The following is a 16,500-nucleotide window of genomic DNA, read 5'->3' as shown; positions in this document are numbered from 1 at the left end:
TATTGAAAAAAAGCTGACAGGGTTTGTCAGCTTTTCTGCATTTATCAAGATGAATGTATCAATGCTCACGGGTGGCGCTAAAGGTAATTTCTGGATAACGATCTTCCATCAATTTAAGATTAACCCGGCTTGGTGCAAGATAGGTCAAATACCCACCACCGTCGACCGATAACTGGTCGTGGGCTTTTTTCTTAAACTTCTCAAACGCCACTTTATCATCACAATGCACCCAGCGCACCGTCGCAATCGACACAGGCTCAAAGGTACATTGCACTTTATATTCCTCAAGCAGGCGATGCGCGACCACTTCAAACTGTAGCACCCCTACCGCGCCCAAAATCAAATCATTGTTGATTTGCGGCATAAATACTTGGGTGGCGCCTTCTTCTGATAGCTGCTGTAGACCTTTTTGCAGTTGTTTTGACTTAAGTGGGTCTTTGAGTACCACACGGCGAAACAATTCTGGCGCAAAGTGAGGAATGCCTGTGAAATTTAAAGTTTCGCCTTCGGTAAAGCTATCGCCAATTTGGATGGTGCCATGATTATGTAAGCCGATAATATCACCCGAATACGCTTCTTCCAGCGCTTCTCGGTCACCTGCCAAAAAGGTCAAGGCATCTGAAATGCGTACTTCTTTGCCCAAGCGCACATGTTTCATTTTCATGCCTTTTTCGTACTTGCCTGAACACACCCGCATGAAGGCAATACGGTCACGGTGTTTTGGGTCCATGTTGGCTTGGATTTTAAAGACAAAGCCCGAGAATTTTTCTTCATCGGCTTTGACAGTGCGTTCAACGGCGTCATGGTCTTTAGGCGCTGGGGCGTATTGGGTCAGTACATCAAGCACCATGTTAATCCCAAAGTTACCCAACGCCGTGCCGAACAGCACGGGCGTTTGTTTACCGGTCAAAAATTCATCGACATCCCAATCTTCATGTGCCATTTTTGCAAGCTCTAGGCTTTCTTCAAATTCACGGAAGGCAATTTCACCGATTCTCTCGCGGACATCTGGATAGTCATAGCCATCACGGCTCTCAATCTCGACAATCTCAGTGCCATGACCTTTTTGATAAAAGTAGGTTTTATCTTCGCTGATGTTATACACCCCAACAAAATGCTGACCCGTACCAATCGGCCACGTCATCGGCACACATTGGATTTTTAGGACGTTTTCAATTTCATCAAGCAGTGATAGCGGGTCACGGATTTCACGGTCAAGCTTGTTAACAAATGAGATAATCGGCGTGTCACGCATCCGACATACTTCCATCAGCTTGATGGTTCGTTCTTCGACCCCTTTTGCCCCATCAATCACCATCAGTGCGCTGTCCACCGCGGTTAAGGTACGATAGGTATCTTCTGAAAAGTCGGCGTGACCTGGGGTGTCTAGCAGATTGACCATGTTGTCGGCATAGGGAAACTGCATTACCGAGGTGGTAATTGAGATACCACGCTCTTGCTCCATGCTCATCCAGTCAGATGTCGCGTGTTTGTCGGTTTTGCGTGATTTGACTTCACCTGCGCGCTGAATTGCTTGCCCCCACAGCAGTAATTTTTCGGTCATGGTGGTTTTACCGGCATCGGGGTGCGAGATAATAGCAAAAGTGCGGCGTTTGGCGATTTCAGAATGTAGTGACATAGTGTTTGACTTAAAAGTAGCGAGGCTTGGTAACCGATAAAAGAAAGAATAAAAAAGATGGCATATTGTAGCCGATTTTACGTTTGATTGCGATTTTCACGGGTTATTATTGCGCACAGTGCCCGTGATTTTGACAAAATTTTGTCATAAATTTAATACTTTAATCACTAAAATTGTGTTAGTTTTATCTCATCTTTTTTTATCTTGTTAAGATGTTATTTATGACCGCTGAACCGCTTGGCACCAATCTTGAACCCGCACTTGAAAATAAAAAAAACGTTTCGACCATTCCTCATGGAGGCGATTCTTTTTTGACCAACGATCGACTACAGTGGTCAGATATGAAAAGTTTTTTGTTAGCGATTAGCAGCGTGATTGTTGTCTGGCTGCCTGTGCTATTGCTACATCTTACCTTGGTGCTTTTTGCAACTTTAATTACTTATGCGCTGATTCGCGGTATTGCTGGCTGGATTCATCGGCATGTCATTGCCTATGTGCATAGCGCCTCGCGTCAGCAGCGTATGGATAAAGTCGCAGAATGGTTTGCTATTGCTGTTTTGGCGACCATGATTTCACTTACTGTGTATGTATTTGGCGATTGGATTGCTGATAAAGCGAGTGTTGATGTCTTTAATAAGCTTATCCGACAGATATTGGACATATTTGACCAGCTTCATACCCTTCTACCTGCAAGTATCTCTCAGCATCTACCCATTTCAGTCAGTTCATTTCAAGCTATGCTCATGAGTACTATCAAAAGTCATGCGCCACAACTACAGTTAGTGGGTATTCACACGTTACGCGGGCTTGGTTATGTCCTAGCCGGTGTCGTGATTGGTTGTATTGTGGCACTGCAAGTACCTGTGAATAGCGCAGCGCATAAAACCCCATTTACCCAGCATTTGCGCCAAAAATTTGATGAACTTATCATGGGGTTTAATGATGTATTTTTTGCGCAAGTCAAAATCTCTAGTATCAATACCATCTTAACCTCGGTGTTTTTGCTAGGGATATTACCGCTACTCGGTCATCCGCTACCGATGGCTTGGACCGTTGTGCTTATCACCTTTTGCGCAGGACTATTTCCTGTCGTTGGTAATTTGGTCTCAAACATTGTTATCGTCTTGCTTAGCCTGACTCACGGGCTTGGCATCAGCATTTTATCGCTGGTGTGGTTGGTGAGCATTCATAAACTTGAATACTTTTTAAATGCGCAAATCATTGGTCACAAAATCCGAGCGTCTGCTTGGGAGTTGTTGTTATTTATTTTGGTCCTTGAAGCGACGTTTGGGTTGGCGGGACTCATCAGTGCGCCAGTGATTTATGCCCAAATCAAACGCATTTTGGCAGATAGAGGCTGGGTTATATAAAACTTCCCTTAGTGTTAGATAGCCCATTCACAAATAATTTGCCCAATAAATTGAATTTTTAAATCTTATCGCCATTAATAACAGAACACGGCTTTATTGTTACAGTGTTGTATGGTTGAATAATTAAAAATGTGTTTTAAAATCTATCAACTGCCAAAATTTTAATGATTGATGTTACAATTTACATTAATATTTTTTGGCGTATTTTGAGGTTTAACCAAAAATTGAAAGATTTTCACGGATATTGTAGTGAAAAATCCTAGCAATTTTAATTTTTAGCAATTTTTAATCGATTGTGCCAAAAAAGCGATTTGCCCATCCATTCATTGATTCATAAGGAATTTTAGCGATGTCTACTATCAATAATAACAACGTTGTACATTTTCATTACACCTTAAAAGACGACGAAGGTAACGTCATTGACCAATCACCAGAAGGTCAACCTTTAGCGTATTTACATGGCTACCAAAACATTATTCCAGGTCTTGAGTCACAATTAGCGGGCAAATCAGTGGGTGACAAATTTACTGCAAGCATTGAACCTGCAGATGCTTATGGCGAATTTGATGATGCGGCAGTACAAGAAGTCCCTCGCGAAAACTTCCAAGGTGTCGAAGATATCCAACCAGGTATGCAGTTCCAATCACAAACTGAAGACGGTCATGTGATGTTAGTCACTGTAAAAGATGTACAAGATGACAAAGTGATTGTTGATGCTAACCATCCCTTAGCAGGCAAAAAACTTCATTTTGATGTGGAAGTGGCAAGCATTCGTGATGCATCAGATGAAGAATTGCAACACGGTCATGTACACGGTGCAGGCGGTCATCACCACTAAGTTATCATTAAAGCTTAGAAAGATTAAATGGAAGGCTATATTTATAGCCTTCTTTTTTTGTGCAAAATTTTACCCTATGAAATAATTTTACGGGGTGTAAGAAATGCTTGAGGTTATTTACAAAATCATTGATTTGGTTACGTTTTTTGATGCTTTACTATAGTTTTTACCACATACTGTGCGCTAGATTTTGGCATAATAGTTTTATACCCAACGAACAATCCAAGCAATAATAAAGACGCATGATTGGGTATATATTTTTAGTTATTTATATATTATTAAACTAATTACAAAAAAGGATACTACTCATGAACGAGAATACAATTAAAGGTCAATGGGAACAAGTTAAAGGCGCTGTAAAAGAAACTTGGGGTGACTTAACTGATGATGAAATTACCCAATTGGATGGTAATCGCCAAAAGCTATCAGGTAAAATCCAAGAGCGTTATGGCCGCGCCGAAGATGTGGTAGAAAAAGAAATCGACGACTGGTCAACCCGTAACAACTATCGTTTCTAGAATAGATTAACTCATCCTCCAAAGTAAAAAAGCCATATCATCTGATATGGCTTTTTTACCTGCTATCCTAGCATTACTGACCTCATCCTTAAGATCCTTACTAACTGGTAGTGAATTTCTTGACTCATCCTAAGTCTCACTCCACCTGTTTATCAAGCATCATTCCTTAACACTACGATAAACCATTCCTTTATTGGCAATTCTGTCCTTATCTCAATCCTTGAGAACCATCCCTGTGCCGTTGAATGTATTATTACAAAATTTACCATTCGGTAACAGTCGTACAAACGTCAATGCATGTAAGCTTTTGCTTACACGCATTTTGCCATTAGGGGCGCTGGTTGTTGGCTGTCTGTGCATCTAGCATGACATTAGCCGCTTCAATCACAAATGCTTCACTTTCAGGAAGCTTTGGACGTTCGGCTTGTTTCATATGGCTACGGGCTTCTAACTCTGCATCTTGCGCAGCTTGGTACGCTGTCCACGTGCTATAAGGGCTTTCCCCATTGGCTTGGCGTCTCGCATTTTCTGCTGCCAAGGTTTTCGCCTCAATGTTTTTGCGGAAAGTACGGCGGTCATTGATGTCCAATTTGACAGGTTTCTTATCGTCTTCCTCATTACGGATTCTGTTGAGTTGGCTTAGATAAGCAAACTGGGCATTGGCTGCTTGGCGCTGCTGTGACAAGGCATTGAGCGATTGCAAGGTCTCACGGGAATAGTTGCCCGCAGGTTGGTACGGCGCGGCACGAATGGTATCCCATGCCAGTGGGTTTTTCATGCTACGTTCACCAAACTCCATGCCTTCATAGATATTGACTAAGCGGACATCGGGCACCACGCCTTTATTTTGGGTACTGCCGCCAGTGATACGGTAGAACTTGCGCTGGGTTAAGGTTGCTGACCCTAAGGCAAGGTTATCAAGCTGAATTTGCGCTGAGCCTTTACCTGTGGTCGTGCTACCGACAATCAGACCGCGACCATAATCTTGAATCGCTGCGGCAAAAATCTCGCTGGCTGACGCTGAGCCTTGGTTAATGAGTACGCTCATCGGGCCTGTATACAGCTGCTTACCTTTGTCTTCGTCTTCATACACTTGGATATTGCCGCGGTTATCACGAATCTGTACCAGCGGACCTGACTTGACAAACAAGCCAATCATTTTGGCGACTTCATCGAGTGAGCCACCTGGGTCATCACGCAGGTCTACCACCAAGCCATCGATATTTTGCTGGTTTAAGGCTTTTAACGCATTTTCCGTATCAATGCTGACACTACGATAGTCTTCTCCCGCACGGCGGGCTTTATAGTTGAGATAAAAACTTGGGATTTCTAGCACACCGATTTTTTTGGCTTGTCCGTTTTTATCTTTAACACTAATTACCCGATGATTGACGCCCGATTCTTCTTGCTGAATCACATCACGTATGAGGGTGACATTACGCGCGCTACTGTCTGGGGTGTTAGGCGCTTTGACGCGTACGGTAACGGATGAACCTTTTTTACCGCGAATGAGGTTCACTACTTCACGTGTCGAATAACCCACGGTATCGACCATGCCTTTATCTTCAGTCGATACGCCGATGATTAAGTCATTGGGTTTGATTTGCCCCGAACGAGCGGCAGGCCCGCCATCAACTAGGCTGATGATACGGGTGTAGTCGGGATTTTTGCGATCGGGCTGAATAGAAACGCCGATACCGACCAATTCAAGGGTCGATTGGATTTGCATCTCATTGGCTTGCACGGGGGCAAAATAATTACTGTGCGGGTCATAGGCTGCCATCGCTGCATTTAACAGGGTTTCAACGATTTGGTCGCTATCGATACGCTGTAGCTGCGCATATTGGCGCTTTAAACGCTGGTCTAGCACTTGGCTTGGTGAGCGCGTTTCGTTTTTGACTAAATCACTGGCGTTGTATTTATCGGCATTTTCTTGCAAAAACTTGTCTTTGTTTTTGTCTTCATCTTGGTTGATGGTCATGCCAATGAGCTGGTAGGTCAGCTGTTTGCGCCAAAAATCGCGTTGCTCGGCAACGGTTTTAAAACGGGGCAATTTTTCACGGTTCATAATCACCGTTTCGTTGCTCTGTAAGTTGACAGGGGATTTTAACAAGCTATCGGCAAAGCTGTAATACGCTTTTGAGCGCTCAATAAAACGCTGATAGATGTCAAAACCCGCTTTTAAATCACCGCGTTTGAGATAATCGGCAAAACTATTGCCATATTTTTGGGTAAATTCATCGATATCGGACTGCAAAAATACGCTATGATTGGGGTCAAGCGCATCAAAATAGTCGCCTAAAATTTGCTTGCCTGTTGCAGCGTCCATTTTTTTATCTAGATAATGGCTACGATCCAACAACGCTGCGACTTGCCGAGTCACCTGCCGCTGCTCGTTATTGATCTGCCCGACGCTCGTCGACGCTGCAATGGCGGTTTGGTAACTTTGTCCCAGTATCGCCCCACCCATCAACAGGGCAAATACACTGGCGGTAAGTTGTTTGTATTGCATGACTTTCCTTACTCTATTTAATGAAGCGATAAACAGAAAAAACTGACAGCCCATCTTAGCACTGTCAGTTTTTCCACACCATACAAAACGTGTAAATGTTCGACTCAAATCATCTATCAAACCTCACCGTTTGTAGCGGTAAGTTGTTGTGTTAGCCAATCAATTGATTGTCTTTAAACAGTTGGTTTAATTGCGCGGCTGTGAGCAATTGTTTTTCACCGTCTTGGCGATTGACATATTCGTATTTCACCTCGCCTGTTTCACTGATATTTTTCTCTGAGATAACGATACGATGGGGAATGCCAACGAGCTCTAAATCGGCGAATTTTACCCCCGCGCGCTCGTCTCGGTCATCAAGTAGCACATCAACACCTTGGGCTTTTAGCTCAGTGTAAAGCGCTTCGGCAAGTAGCATTGCTTTGTCTGTCGCAGCATCTTTCATTTTGCCTTTAATCATCGGCACAATCGCCACAGTGAATGGCGCAAGGCTCTCACCTGTGCTACTGGTTTTCCAAATGATACCATTGTCATCGTGATTTTGTTCAATTGCGGCAGCGACGATACGGGTCACGCCGATACCATAACAACCCATCATAGTAATGACAGGTTTGCCCTGCTCGCCCATCACCGTACAGTTTAACGCTTTGGCGTATTTGTCACCCAATTGGAAGATATGACCGACTTCAATACCGCGGCGGATTTGTAAAGCACCTTGTCCATCTGGGCTTGGGTCGCCTTCTACCACGTTGCGAATATCGGCAATTTCGGAGATGGACGCATCACGCTCCCAGTTAACGCCCGTGGTATGAAAATCTGGCTTGTTGGCACCGCTAACAAAATCTGATAACACCGCAGCAGCACGATCTACAATCACTGGCATGTTCAAATCAAATACCCCGATAAACCCTTTGTGCAGCCCCGCTGCTTGCATCGCCTCTTCGCTCGCCATGGTGAGTGGGGCTTTGACTTGCGCCAATTTTTCGGCTTTGATTTCATTTAGGGTATGATCGCCCCGTAACACTAACGCGACTAAGGTGGCTTTACCTTCTTCGGTAGCTTCACCTTCGACGATTAAAGTTTTGACCGTCTGTGACAATGGCAAACCTAAATGCTGAGCCACTTGCTCACAGGTTGGCATATTGGGCGTACTGACATCGGCTTTGTCCTGCGTTGGGGCAGCACGTTCACCGACCGCCACCGCTTCGGCAAGCTCAATATTGGCCGCATAAGCTGAGCTGTCTGAAAATACAATATCGTCTTCACCACTGCCCGCTAGGACTTGAAACTCATGCGACGCAAATCCACCAATCGAGCCGGTATCGGCTTGCACCGCACGAAAATCTAACCCAAGACGGGTAAAGATATTATGATAAGCGCGGTACATATCATCATAGGTGCGCTGTAATGAGGGCTGGTCGATATGAAACGAATAGGCATCTTTCATGATAAATTCACGTGAACGCATGACCCCAAAGCGTGGGCGAATTTCGTCACGAAATTTGGTTTGTACTTGGTAGTAGCTTACAGGGAGCTGTTTATAGCTTTTTAGCAAGTTACGCGCGATATCGGTAATCACTTCTTCATGCGTTGGACCTAACACAAAATCACGTTGGTGACGGTCTTTAAACCGCAGCAGTTCAGGACCATAGGCTTCCCAGCGACCTGATTCTTGCCAAAGCTCAGCCGATTGCACCACAGGCATTAGCAGCTCTTGACAGTTGATGGCATCCATCTCTTCACGGATGATTTTTTTGACTTTTTGTAAGGTTTTTAGACCCATCGGTAGCCACGTGTAGAGACCCGACGCAGATTTACGAATCATCCCTGCACGGAGCATTAATTGGCTGGAGATGATATCGGCATCACTTGGGGTTTCTTTTAACGTTGCAAAAGTAAATTGACTGGCTCGCATGGCACACCTTGTTTGTACGGCTTGAAATAAGAAAAACGAGAATGGATAGACTATTTGGTAAACCGATTATCTTATTTTATGCCACTGGGTGGTGCAATAGTTTTTTTAATTTTTGCCAAGTCGATGCCGTATTTTTGGACTTAGCTTTTTTAGTTTTAGCATTTTTGGTTTTAGCATTTTTATAAATTAGGACAATTTGGTCATAGCCATTGGCTATTTAAACTAGCTACATTGAAATTATGGCAAGTCATAACCATACAAAATAGTATCCACTATTAAACTGTTAGGAATGGATACATGACCCAACTCCCCACTTCGTCTTCCACGCCATCACCTGAGGCAAAACCGACTACAAACTTGCCAGAACCGCCCGCATCGGGTAACAAAAAGCCGGTTTCTTTTTGGCTGAGTTTATTTTTACTGGCGGTGATTGCGGTGGCGGGTTGGCTATTTTTGCAATGGCAACAAGCAAATACGCCTAAAAAAGTTGAGGTATTAACCCGTGAAGGGGTGGTCACTAAGATTCAAAGTCTTAATCGACTACAAACCGTGGCCTATAATGTCGATACCGTTATCACCAGCCAAAAAGAAGGCAATTGGTACGCCCTGTGGCAAGATGAGCAAAAGGGGCTTTTTGTCGCTCATGGACGGGTGACCGCGGGCATTGACTTAAATCAATTAAAACCCACTGATGTACAAGTGACCCCAGATGGTAGCCATGTCAGTATCACCTTGCCCGCTGCGCAGATTTTGGATAGTTATTTAGATAACATTGAAGTGTATGATATTCAAACAGGGGTATTTGGCATGGTGCAAGCCGACCCGCAAATATTTAACCAAGCGCAAGTGGCTGGCAAAGACCAAGTGCTGACATCCGCTTGCCGCTCGGGCATTCTACAAACTGCCAACGATAATGCCCAAAAACAAGTGCAATCGCTATTTGCACTGGCAAATGTACAAGTCACTGTGAAAGTTACCGCGCCCACTAACAATTGTCGTTAAACCGATTTTTTGCACCTAAATAAGATTAATCTAAGGATAAAACCGATTTTTAGTTGTGTATTGTTTTTTTGTCCTGTCAGAATTGGTATGAAAGGCATAAATAATAGATATGTAACCTACCTTAATTATAGGAATGTTGCTAAAATCTCAACTTTATATCCCGCTAGATAGTCCACTAGATAACCCGCTAGTTTTAGACGACATGTATTTGCTACATCATCAAAAATTGTAATCATCATAGCCAGTTAACGTATCCCTAACCCAGGTTTACGATAATTTATTGCAGGGATGCTTGATGGCGTTTTAGTTGTGTAAAAGATTAATTCGCTAGCTGTTGGAGAGTTTACTGAATGAATGTCACGTCTGCCTCAGATCGTCTAAAAAAAGTGATGCGGATTGCTTTGGTTGGCATCAAGCCTGGCGACCAAGTGATGCTAAAAGGCTATCTACGCCTCTTGCTTAGACTCGAAGCAGACCTTGAATGGGTATCAGCGAACAATCAGCAAATTGATTTATTCATGGTCAATCATGATTTGCGTCATGCTGAAAGTGTTCAACAGTTAATTAGTAACAAACCCAATACCGCCACTATTTATACCGCTCGTAGTGAGACGGAAAACGGCTATTTATTGCAAGATTTATTGGTGTTACCCATCAAAGATTTATCGCCATTGAGCGAGTGGTTGTTTTCACAATTGCCGTTCTTGTCTGGTATGCCTGTCGACAATATGCCATCCGCTGCCGCTAAAATCACCGCTGATGCCGTTGACGCTTCTCAATCAGCGACAGACAATACATTAACACTAGCGCTTAGTCTTTAATGCGCCTGCTCGAGTTGGCAATCCATCATCTGGTGTTACCCAGCTTACGCAAGTTTTAGCTGTTATAACCAGTGATACCCCAATGCCCCTAACCCACTTGCCAAAACTAGTCAGTCGGTGAATTGGCGCTAGAGGGCGGCATTAACGCATTGGTCTATATGGCACACCTGGGCAGGAACGCTTTAGCTTTATTTGGCCGATGTTATCGCAAAGCGATGGGCATTTTTAAAACCTTTACGCTAGTAAATATTTGGATACAAATATGAATAATTAGTTGTTTCAAATGGACAGCCGTATTAAGCCCAGTGAGCCATTTACTGTGCTATCTAATAAAGGATTGCACGAATTAATCCATACCATAAGTGGCTATGAATAAAGCAGCTAATCGTTTGACAGAGCACGATAAAGCATCTCATTAATGTAGCGTTAGTTTACACGGTAACCATTCACCATTAACTATTAGCCATGGAAAAGCGCTCAACAGCATTCAGGGCTTTTTTCATGTCCATCCTATCACACCATCCTATCACACAATGAATTCGTAACATTTTCTGCATTTCATCCGACTTTTTATGCAACTTAAGTTTAATAATTTAGCCAAATGTGATTTAAAAATTGCTATGGATTGCCCCATTACCTTTCATCGGTATAATTCATCATTTTGTCATATAACCTGACTACACTACCGTCACCGACGGACGATGGTTTATCGATTTTCTCAATAGGATGACGCAATTTGGGAAATTGAGATAAACCATCGTTTTTATTTTGTGTTAACGGCTGCTGTTAGAGTTTGTAAGCTTTTTTACTTGGGGCTAAGCGATGCAATAGGTCATTTAATTAGCCAATCAATTTGCCAACAGATAAGTGACAATGATGAATTTTTCCAACCTTACCACACGTTTGCTATGCGTATTATTGCTGGTTTTTTTGGTGTTTTTGGCGATGGTGTATTGGATTATTGACCAAAAAGCCAAGCCTAACGTCGCCAAACTGACCTCTCAGACTATCATTGAAACTGGCAATGAGGCGGTGAATGGTATTTTGTCGCGTGTGAGTCAAATTGATGGCATGGCAGTGACAGCGAGCCGTATGACCGGCAGTTTGCCCAAGAATGCCGATATCATCAACACCAGTGTTGGCAATTTAATGGCAAATATGGATAAAGGCATTGTCGGTGGCGGTGTGTGGTACGACCCTTTAATGTACAAACCTAACGTCGATGAAGCCGCGTTTGTTTGGCAACGCGATATGCAGGGTGTCATGCAATCTGCCAGTCAATATCAAGCCATCAATCCTGGCTATCAAGCACCAGCCAAACTTACCGCAAATCGGGTAGCCGACCAAAAAACCCAACCACAGCTTGCCATGCCCTATTACCGTGATTGGTGGTATGTGCCCGCCGTGTATGCCAATCATGACCACTGTGTGTGGAGCCGTGCTTATATTCACCCGGCGACCAAACAGCCCGTTATGACCTGTGCCAAGGCGATTTTTAATGCGCAAAACAATGGCTTTGAAGGGGTGGTGAGTTTTGATGTGCTGCTCGGTCGTATGCAGTCGATGGTCAAAGAATGGCAGCGCAAAACAGGCGGTTACGTGTTTTTGGTCGATATGAACAACAACTTTTTGACCTTCCCCAATGAAGCCCAAGTCAAACAAGTGACTGCTACTAACCCGCAAGGCGAAATGATGGACGTCAATAGTTTTGCCAAGAAAAACCCTGATTTTGCCCCCATTGCCAAAAGCTTAGACAACATCAATGACAACCTCATCAAACAAGCGCAAAAAATAGACGGTGGTAAATTTGATTTTACCGCCAATACGCTAGTAAGTAGTACCAACCTACAAAAAATCTCTCCCTCAGAGGCACGCATCATTTCAGCCATGCTAATGACCCAAAGCGGGCAAAATGAAAATCTCAACGCTACCCATTTTGTCGAAAAAGTCAGCTTAGACAACGATTTATTACTCAAAACCCCTTCCACAGCGTTTATTTTTGCCATGCCGATGACCAATTGGAAAATGGTCATCGTCAAACCCAATCAAGAGCTGATGTTATTTGCCAATCAGCTAGGTAAACAGCTGCAATGGTATATGCTATTGGGTTTCTTACCGGTACTGCTATTAAGTGGTTATGTTTTCCACCGTATTTTGGCGGTACCACTGCACCAAGTCGCTCGTAACGTCCGTGAAATCGGTCAATTGATTGCACAAAAAAAATATCTGTCACTCAGTGATCACAAATTGCCACCGGCAAACATTCAAGAAATTGGCGTGATTACTGACTCGATGAACCAGCTGGTTGATCGGGTGGTCGAGAACGAAGGTGCATTAGCACAAGTCAATGAACGCTTAGAGCAGCAAGTGGCAGAGCGTACCGAAAACTTGCACCAAGCATTAAAAGATTTAAAAGCCTCTCAAGTGCAGTTGGTACAATCAGAGAAAATGGCAACCATCGGTCAAATGGTCGCAGGTGTTGCCCATGAAGTGAACACGCCATTGGGCTATGTGGGTAGTAACTTAGAGTTGATTGATGAAAATATCGTACGTTATGACGAATTGATTGACCATACCCAGCAGCTCAAACAGCTGATGCAAGAGTCGCCGACTGATACAGCAACCATCAACCAAACGATTGAACAAACCATTGCTTGCAGTGATGAATTGGTCGCCGATGCGGTGAGTGATGATTTGCATGGATTGGTGGATGATGCCAAATTTGGGGTTAGCCAAATCTCAGAATTGGTCGTCAATTTACGTGATTTTTCTCGCATCGACCAAGCCAAAATCAAAGCCGTCGATATCAACGACTGTATCAAAAACTCCCTAGTCATTGCCCGTAACAATATCAAGCAGTTAGAGGTGATAACTGAGTTAAATGCTATCGAACCGGTTAGTTGTAACCCATCCCAGATTAACCAAGTGCTGCTAAACCTATTTAATAACGCGGCACAAGCGATGGGGCAAAATCAGCACCCTACATTACACATTACTAGCACCGAAGACGGCGCCAATGTGTATATCAGCGTGGCGGACAACGGTACTGGGATGAGCGCTGAAACCCAAGCCAAGATTTTTGAACCATTCTTTACCACCAAAGCGGCAGGCGAAGGTACGGGACTGGGTCTTGCTATTTCGACCCAAATCATGCAGCAGCATAACGGCGATATTCATGTGCAATCACAACTTGGCGAAGGCACGACATTTACCATTAGATTGCCCAAAACAGCGATTAGCAGCGAGCAATCACCCAAGCTTTTAATCGCAGAAGAAAGCTAATGCTGATGTTAGATAACCGATAGCTGACAGGCAATCTGCTCAGCCATACACGAGCCACACTTGATTGTGGTCAATTTTAATTGTAGCCAATTTTAATTGTAGTCAACCTTGATTTTAGTCAACATACCTAAGTGACATGACCATGATAACGACTGTAACCAAACCCAAAATCGCCTTTATCGATGATGAAGACCGCATTCTACGCAGCCTAAAAATGCATTTTCGCGCCACCCATGATGTGTTTACCACTACCGAGCCCGATGAGCTACTAAGCTATGTACAAAATAACGAGGTCCAAGTGGTGATTAGCGACCAACGCATGCCAAAAAAACTGGGTGTCGAAGTACTAAAAGAGGTCAAAGACGTATCACCCCATACCATCCGCATCTTGTTGACCGGCTATGCAGACTTAACTGCGGTAATTGATTCCATCAACGAAGGGGAGATTTTTCGCTATATCACCAAACCTTGGCAGACGGATGAACTTAAAAGTATCGTCAATCAAGCCACCCAAATCGCGCTGCAAACCAAAGATGTATTCAAAGAAAATCTGCATGTCGCTCAGCCAACCATCGCCAAACGCAAAGTGTTGGTGATCGATGACAGTGAGATGGTATATTTACAGATGCAGCAAAAATTCACCCAGTTTGAAACGCACTGGGCGAATTCATTAGAAAAAGCGATTGAGTTACTTGAAAATGACCGTTTTGGCGTGGCCATCACCGATGTGTCCTTGGGTGGCGAGAACATTTCACCCGTAATCTATGCATTAAAACAAAGCTTTCCAGATTTAGCGGTATTGGTACTCACCTCACTCAACGACAGCCACACCTTAATCGACTTGATCAATAAAGGGCAAGTGTATCGCTACCTGCCGCGTCCCAGTAATTTATCATTATTAGAAATTAGTATTCAGCGCGCTTATGATTATCACCAAACGTTAGTCAATCAACCAAAATTACAAGCGCGACATGTCGTTGATGCCGTCACTGAAGTTGAAACGCGTAGTTTTGGTAATAAAGTCAAAAAATTCTTATCACGCTTTGGTATTGGTAAATCGCGCTTTGCCTAGCTTAAAATCTAGTGGGTAAGATAACAGGTTCAAAGCGTCGCGTTTGAGCCGTCTCAATCAATGAATGTTAGCCATAAAAAAACCGCCTAGAGTCACGACTTAGGCGGTTTTTGAGCGGTTTTTAATAGCCGATGATTAAGCTGTTTGCTCGTACACTGGGTGTTTGGCGCAGATTTCTTGGACTTTTTCACGCACTTCGCCGATAACTTTTTCATCACCGCGGCTATCGAGCACATCACAAATCCAGCCAGCCAACTCTCTTACTTCCGCTTCACCAAACCCACGGGTAGTGACTGCGGGCGTACCAATACGCACCCCTGACGTTACAAACGGTGATTTAGGGTCATTTGGTACCGCGTTTTTGTTGACAGTGATGTGAGCATCGCCCAACCATTTATCCGCTTCTTTGCCGGTGATTTCTTGTTTGATTAAGCTAATCAGCATTAAGTGGTTTTCCGTGCCGCCCGAGACGATATCATAACCGCGCGACATGATGACGTCTGACATGGCTTTGGCGTTTTTAACCACTTGTTGTTGGTAGGCTTTGAAATCTTCGCTTAACGCTTCTTTAAAACACACCGCTTTACCCGCAATCGCGTGCATCAATGGACCACCTTGGTTGCCAGGGAACACAGCAGAGTTGAGTTTTTTCTCAATCTCTGGGTTGGCTTTTGCCAAGATTAAGCCTGAACGTGGACCGCGTAGGGTTTTGTGGGTGGTGGTGGTAGTAACGTCAGCGATTTGCACAGGGCTTGGATAAACACCTGCGGCAACCAGTCCTGCTACGTGCGCCATATCGACCATCAAGTATGCGCCAACGCTGTCTGCGATGTCGCGGAATTTTTGCCAATCAACCACTTGGCTATAAGCAGAAAAACCCGCGATAATCATTTTGGGTTGGTGTTCTTTGGCTAGGCGTTCCACTTCATCATAGTCGATAATGCCCGTTTCTTTGTTTAAGCCATATTGTACGGCTTTATAGTTGATACCAGAGAAGTTTACATGCGCACCATGCGTCAAGTGACCGCCATCAGCAAGGCTCATGCCAAGTACCGTGTCACCCGCTTTTAATAAGGCTAAAAATACCGCGCTGTTGGCTTGGCTACCCGCGTGTGGCTGAACGTTGGCATAGTCTGCGCCAAACAATTCTTTGGCACGGTCAATCGCTAATTGCTCAACCACATCAACATATTCACAGCCACCGTAATAACGTTTGCCTGGGTAACCTTCAGCATATTTATTGGTCAATTGGCTACCTTGCGCTTCCATCACCGCTGGTGAACAGTAGTTTTCTGAAGCAATCAGTTCAATATGGTCTTCTTGACGTTTGGCTTCATTGTCCATCGCTTGGGCAAGTTCAGCGTCAAACTGGTGAATAGTGACATTTTTAAACATGGCAATTTCCTTTTAAGTGAGTCAAAAAATGGGCGGATAAAACCGAAAATATGGCTTAGTTTAGCATGGTTTGGTTTTTTTTAGTGAATAATCCAGCCATTTGGCTGAATTTGTCGTATTACTTGTCGTCGGCTACTGA

At 43.9% G+C, this 16,500-nt stretch carries 11 protein-coding genes and 1 pseudogene; 8 read left to right on the top strand and 4 right to left on the bottom strand.

The features are described 5' to 3' along the window. Positions 1-58: 58 nt before the first annotated feature. Positions 59-1,639 carry a peptide chain release factor 3 gene (locus RT422_RS04620; RefSeq protein WP_313421484.1) on the bottom strand — a complete coding sequence of 527 codons (1,581 nt, stop codon included), beginning with the start codon at positions 1,637-1,639 and terminating at the stop codon, positions 59-61. A gap of 221 nt (positions 1,640-1,860) precedes the next feature. Here RT422_RS04620 and RT422_RS04615 point away from each other — a divergent pair, with 221 nt between their 5' ends. From RT422_RS04615 to RT422_RS04605, 3 genes are all read left to right on the top strand, one after another. Further along, positions 1,861-3,009 (top strand): hypothetical protein, encoded by a 1,149-nt coding sequence (locus RT422_RS04615; RefSeq protein WP_313421483.1) that lies wholly within the window; start codon positions 1,861-1,863, stop codon positions 3,007-3,009. Positions 3,010-3,358: 349 nt separating this feature from the next. Continuing rightward, positions 3,359-3,847: a peptidylprolyl isomerase gene (locus tag RT422_RS04610; protein WP_065262943.1), complete on the top strand. Its 489-nt coding sequence runs from the start codon at positions 3,359-3,361 to the stop codon at positions 3,845-3,847. Positions 3,848-4,155: 308 nt separating this feature from the next. Then, the gene (locus tag RT422_RS04605; RefSeq protein WP_313421482.1) at positions 4,156-4,365 is read left to right on the top strand and encodes a CsbD family protein; all 210 of its coding nucleotides are present in this window, start codon (positions 4,156-4,158) and stop codon (positions 4,363-4,365) included. A 328-nt stretch (positions 4,366-4,693) separates the two neighbouring features. Here RT422_RS04605 and RT422_RS04600 read toward each other — a convergent pair whose 3' ends face one another. Continuing rightward, positions 4,694-6,877 (bottom strand): carboxy terminal-processing peptidase, encoded by a 2,184-nt coding sequence (locus RT422_RS04600; RefSeq protein ID WP_313421481.1) that lies wholly within the window; start codon positions 6,875-6,877, stop codon positions 4,694-4,696. Between the two features lie 151 nt (positions 6,878-7,028). After that, entirely contained in the window at positions 7,029-8,789 is a 1,761-nt protein-coding gene (locus tag RT422_RS04595; RefSeq protein ID WP_313421479.1) for a proline--tRNA ligase, read from the bottom strand. 297 nt (positions 8,790-9,086) lie between these two features. Between RT422_RS04595 and RT422_RS04590 the strand changes: the two genes are divergently transcribed. The 5 genes and pseudogenes from RT422_RS04590 to RT422_RS04570 all read left to right on the top strand — a co-directional run bounded on the left by RT422_RS04590 (position 9,087) and on the right by RT422_RS04570 (position 14,966). After that, on the top strand, positions 9,087-9,791 hold the full coding sequence (locus RT422_RS04590; RefSeq protein ID WP_313421478.1) for a DUF4230 domain-containing protein: 705 nt from the start codon (positions 9,087-9,089) through the stop codon (positions 9,789-9,791). 350 nt (positions 9,792-10,141) lie between these two features. Further along, positions 10,142-10,612: a hypothetical protein gene (locus tag RT422_RS04585; RefSeq protein ID WP_313421477.1), complete on the top strand. Its 471-nt coding sequence runs from the start codon at positions 10,142-10,144 to the stop codon at positions 10,610-10,612. A gap of 116 nt (positions 10,613-10,728) precedes the next feature. Beyond that, positions 10,729-10,823, top strand: a pseudogene (locus tag RT422_RS04580) (GTP-binding protein); the annotation flags it as partial. Positions 10,824-11,488: 665 nt separating this feature from the next. Beyond that, positions 11,489-13,894, top strand: a complete 2,406-nt coding sequence (locus tag RT422_RS04575; RefSeq protein WP_313421476.1) for a sensor histidine kinase — start codon at positions 11,489-11,491, stop codon at positions 13,892-13,894. Positions 13,895-14,036: 142 nt separating this feature from the next. Further along, the gene (locus tag RT422_RS04570) at positions 14,037-14,966 is read left to right on the top strand and encodes a response regulator (RefSeq protein ID WP_313421475.1); all 930 of its coding nucleotides are present in this window, start codon (positions 14,037-14,039) and stop codon (positions 14,964-14,966) included. Between the two features lie 135 nt (positions 14,967-15,101). Here RT422_RS04570 and glyA read toward each other — a convergent pair whose 3' ends face one another. Continuing rightward, positions 15,102-16,361, bottom strand: coding sequence for a serine hydroxymethyltransferase (glyA, locus tag RT422_RS04565; protein ID WP_313421474.1), 1,260 nt, complete (start codon positions 16,359-16,361; stop codon positions 15,102-15,104). Between the last annotated feature and the right edge of the window lie 139 nt (positions 16,362-16,500).

The organism is Moraxella sp. CTOTU49803, assembly GCF_032097965.1.
GTDB lineage: Bacteria > Pseudomonadota > Gammaproteobacteria > Pseudomonadales > Moraxellaceae > Faucicola > Faucicola tetraodonis.
Note: the sequence above shows the minus strand (reverse complement) of the source record. Positions and strands in the feature narration are given on the sequence as shown.

Coding starts and splice junctions, on each gene's coding strand:
- RT422_RS04585 (WP_313421477.1), top strand. CDS start 10,142: ATGAATGTCACGTCTGCCTCAGATCGTCTAAAAAAAGTGATGCGGATT.
- RT422_RS04620 (WP_313421484.1), bottom strand. CDS start 1,639: ATGTCACTACATTCTGAAATCGCCAAACGCCGCACTTTTGCTATTATC.
- RT422_RS04605 (WP_313421482.1), top strand. CDS start 4,156: ATGAACGAGAATACAATTAAAGGTCAATGGGAACAAGTTAAAGGCGCT.
- RT422_RS04610 (WP_065262943.1), top strand. CDS start 3,359: ATGTCTACTATCAATAATAACAACGTTGTACATTTTCATTACACCTTA.
- RT422_RS04590 (WP_313421478.1), top strand. CDS start 9,087: ATGACCCAACTCCCCACTTCGTCTTCCACGCCATCACCTGAGGCAAAA.
- RT422_RS04615 (WP_313421483.1), top strand. CDS start 1,861: ATGACCGCTGAACCGCTTGGCACCAATCTTGAACCCGCACTTGAAAAT.
- RT422_RS04570 (WP_313421475.1), top strand. CDS start 14,037: ATGATAACGACTGTAACCAAACCCAAAATCGCCTTTATCGATGATGAA.
- RT422_RS04600 (WP_313421481.1), bottom strand. CDS start 6,877: ATGCAATACAAACAACTTACCGCCAGTGTATTTGCCCTGTTGATGGGT.
- RT422_RS04595 (WP_313421479.1), bottom strand. CDS start 8,789: ATGCGAGCCAGTCAATTTACTTTTGCAACGTTAAAAGAAACCCCAAGT.
- glyA (WP_313421474.1), bottom strand. CDS start 16,361: ATGTTTAAAAATGTCACTATTCACCAGTTTGACGCTGAACTTGCCCAA.
- RT422_RS04575 (WP_313421476.1), top strand. CDS start 11,489: ATGAATTTTTCCAACCTTACCACACGTTTGCTATGCGTATTATTGCTG.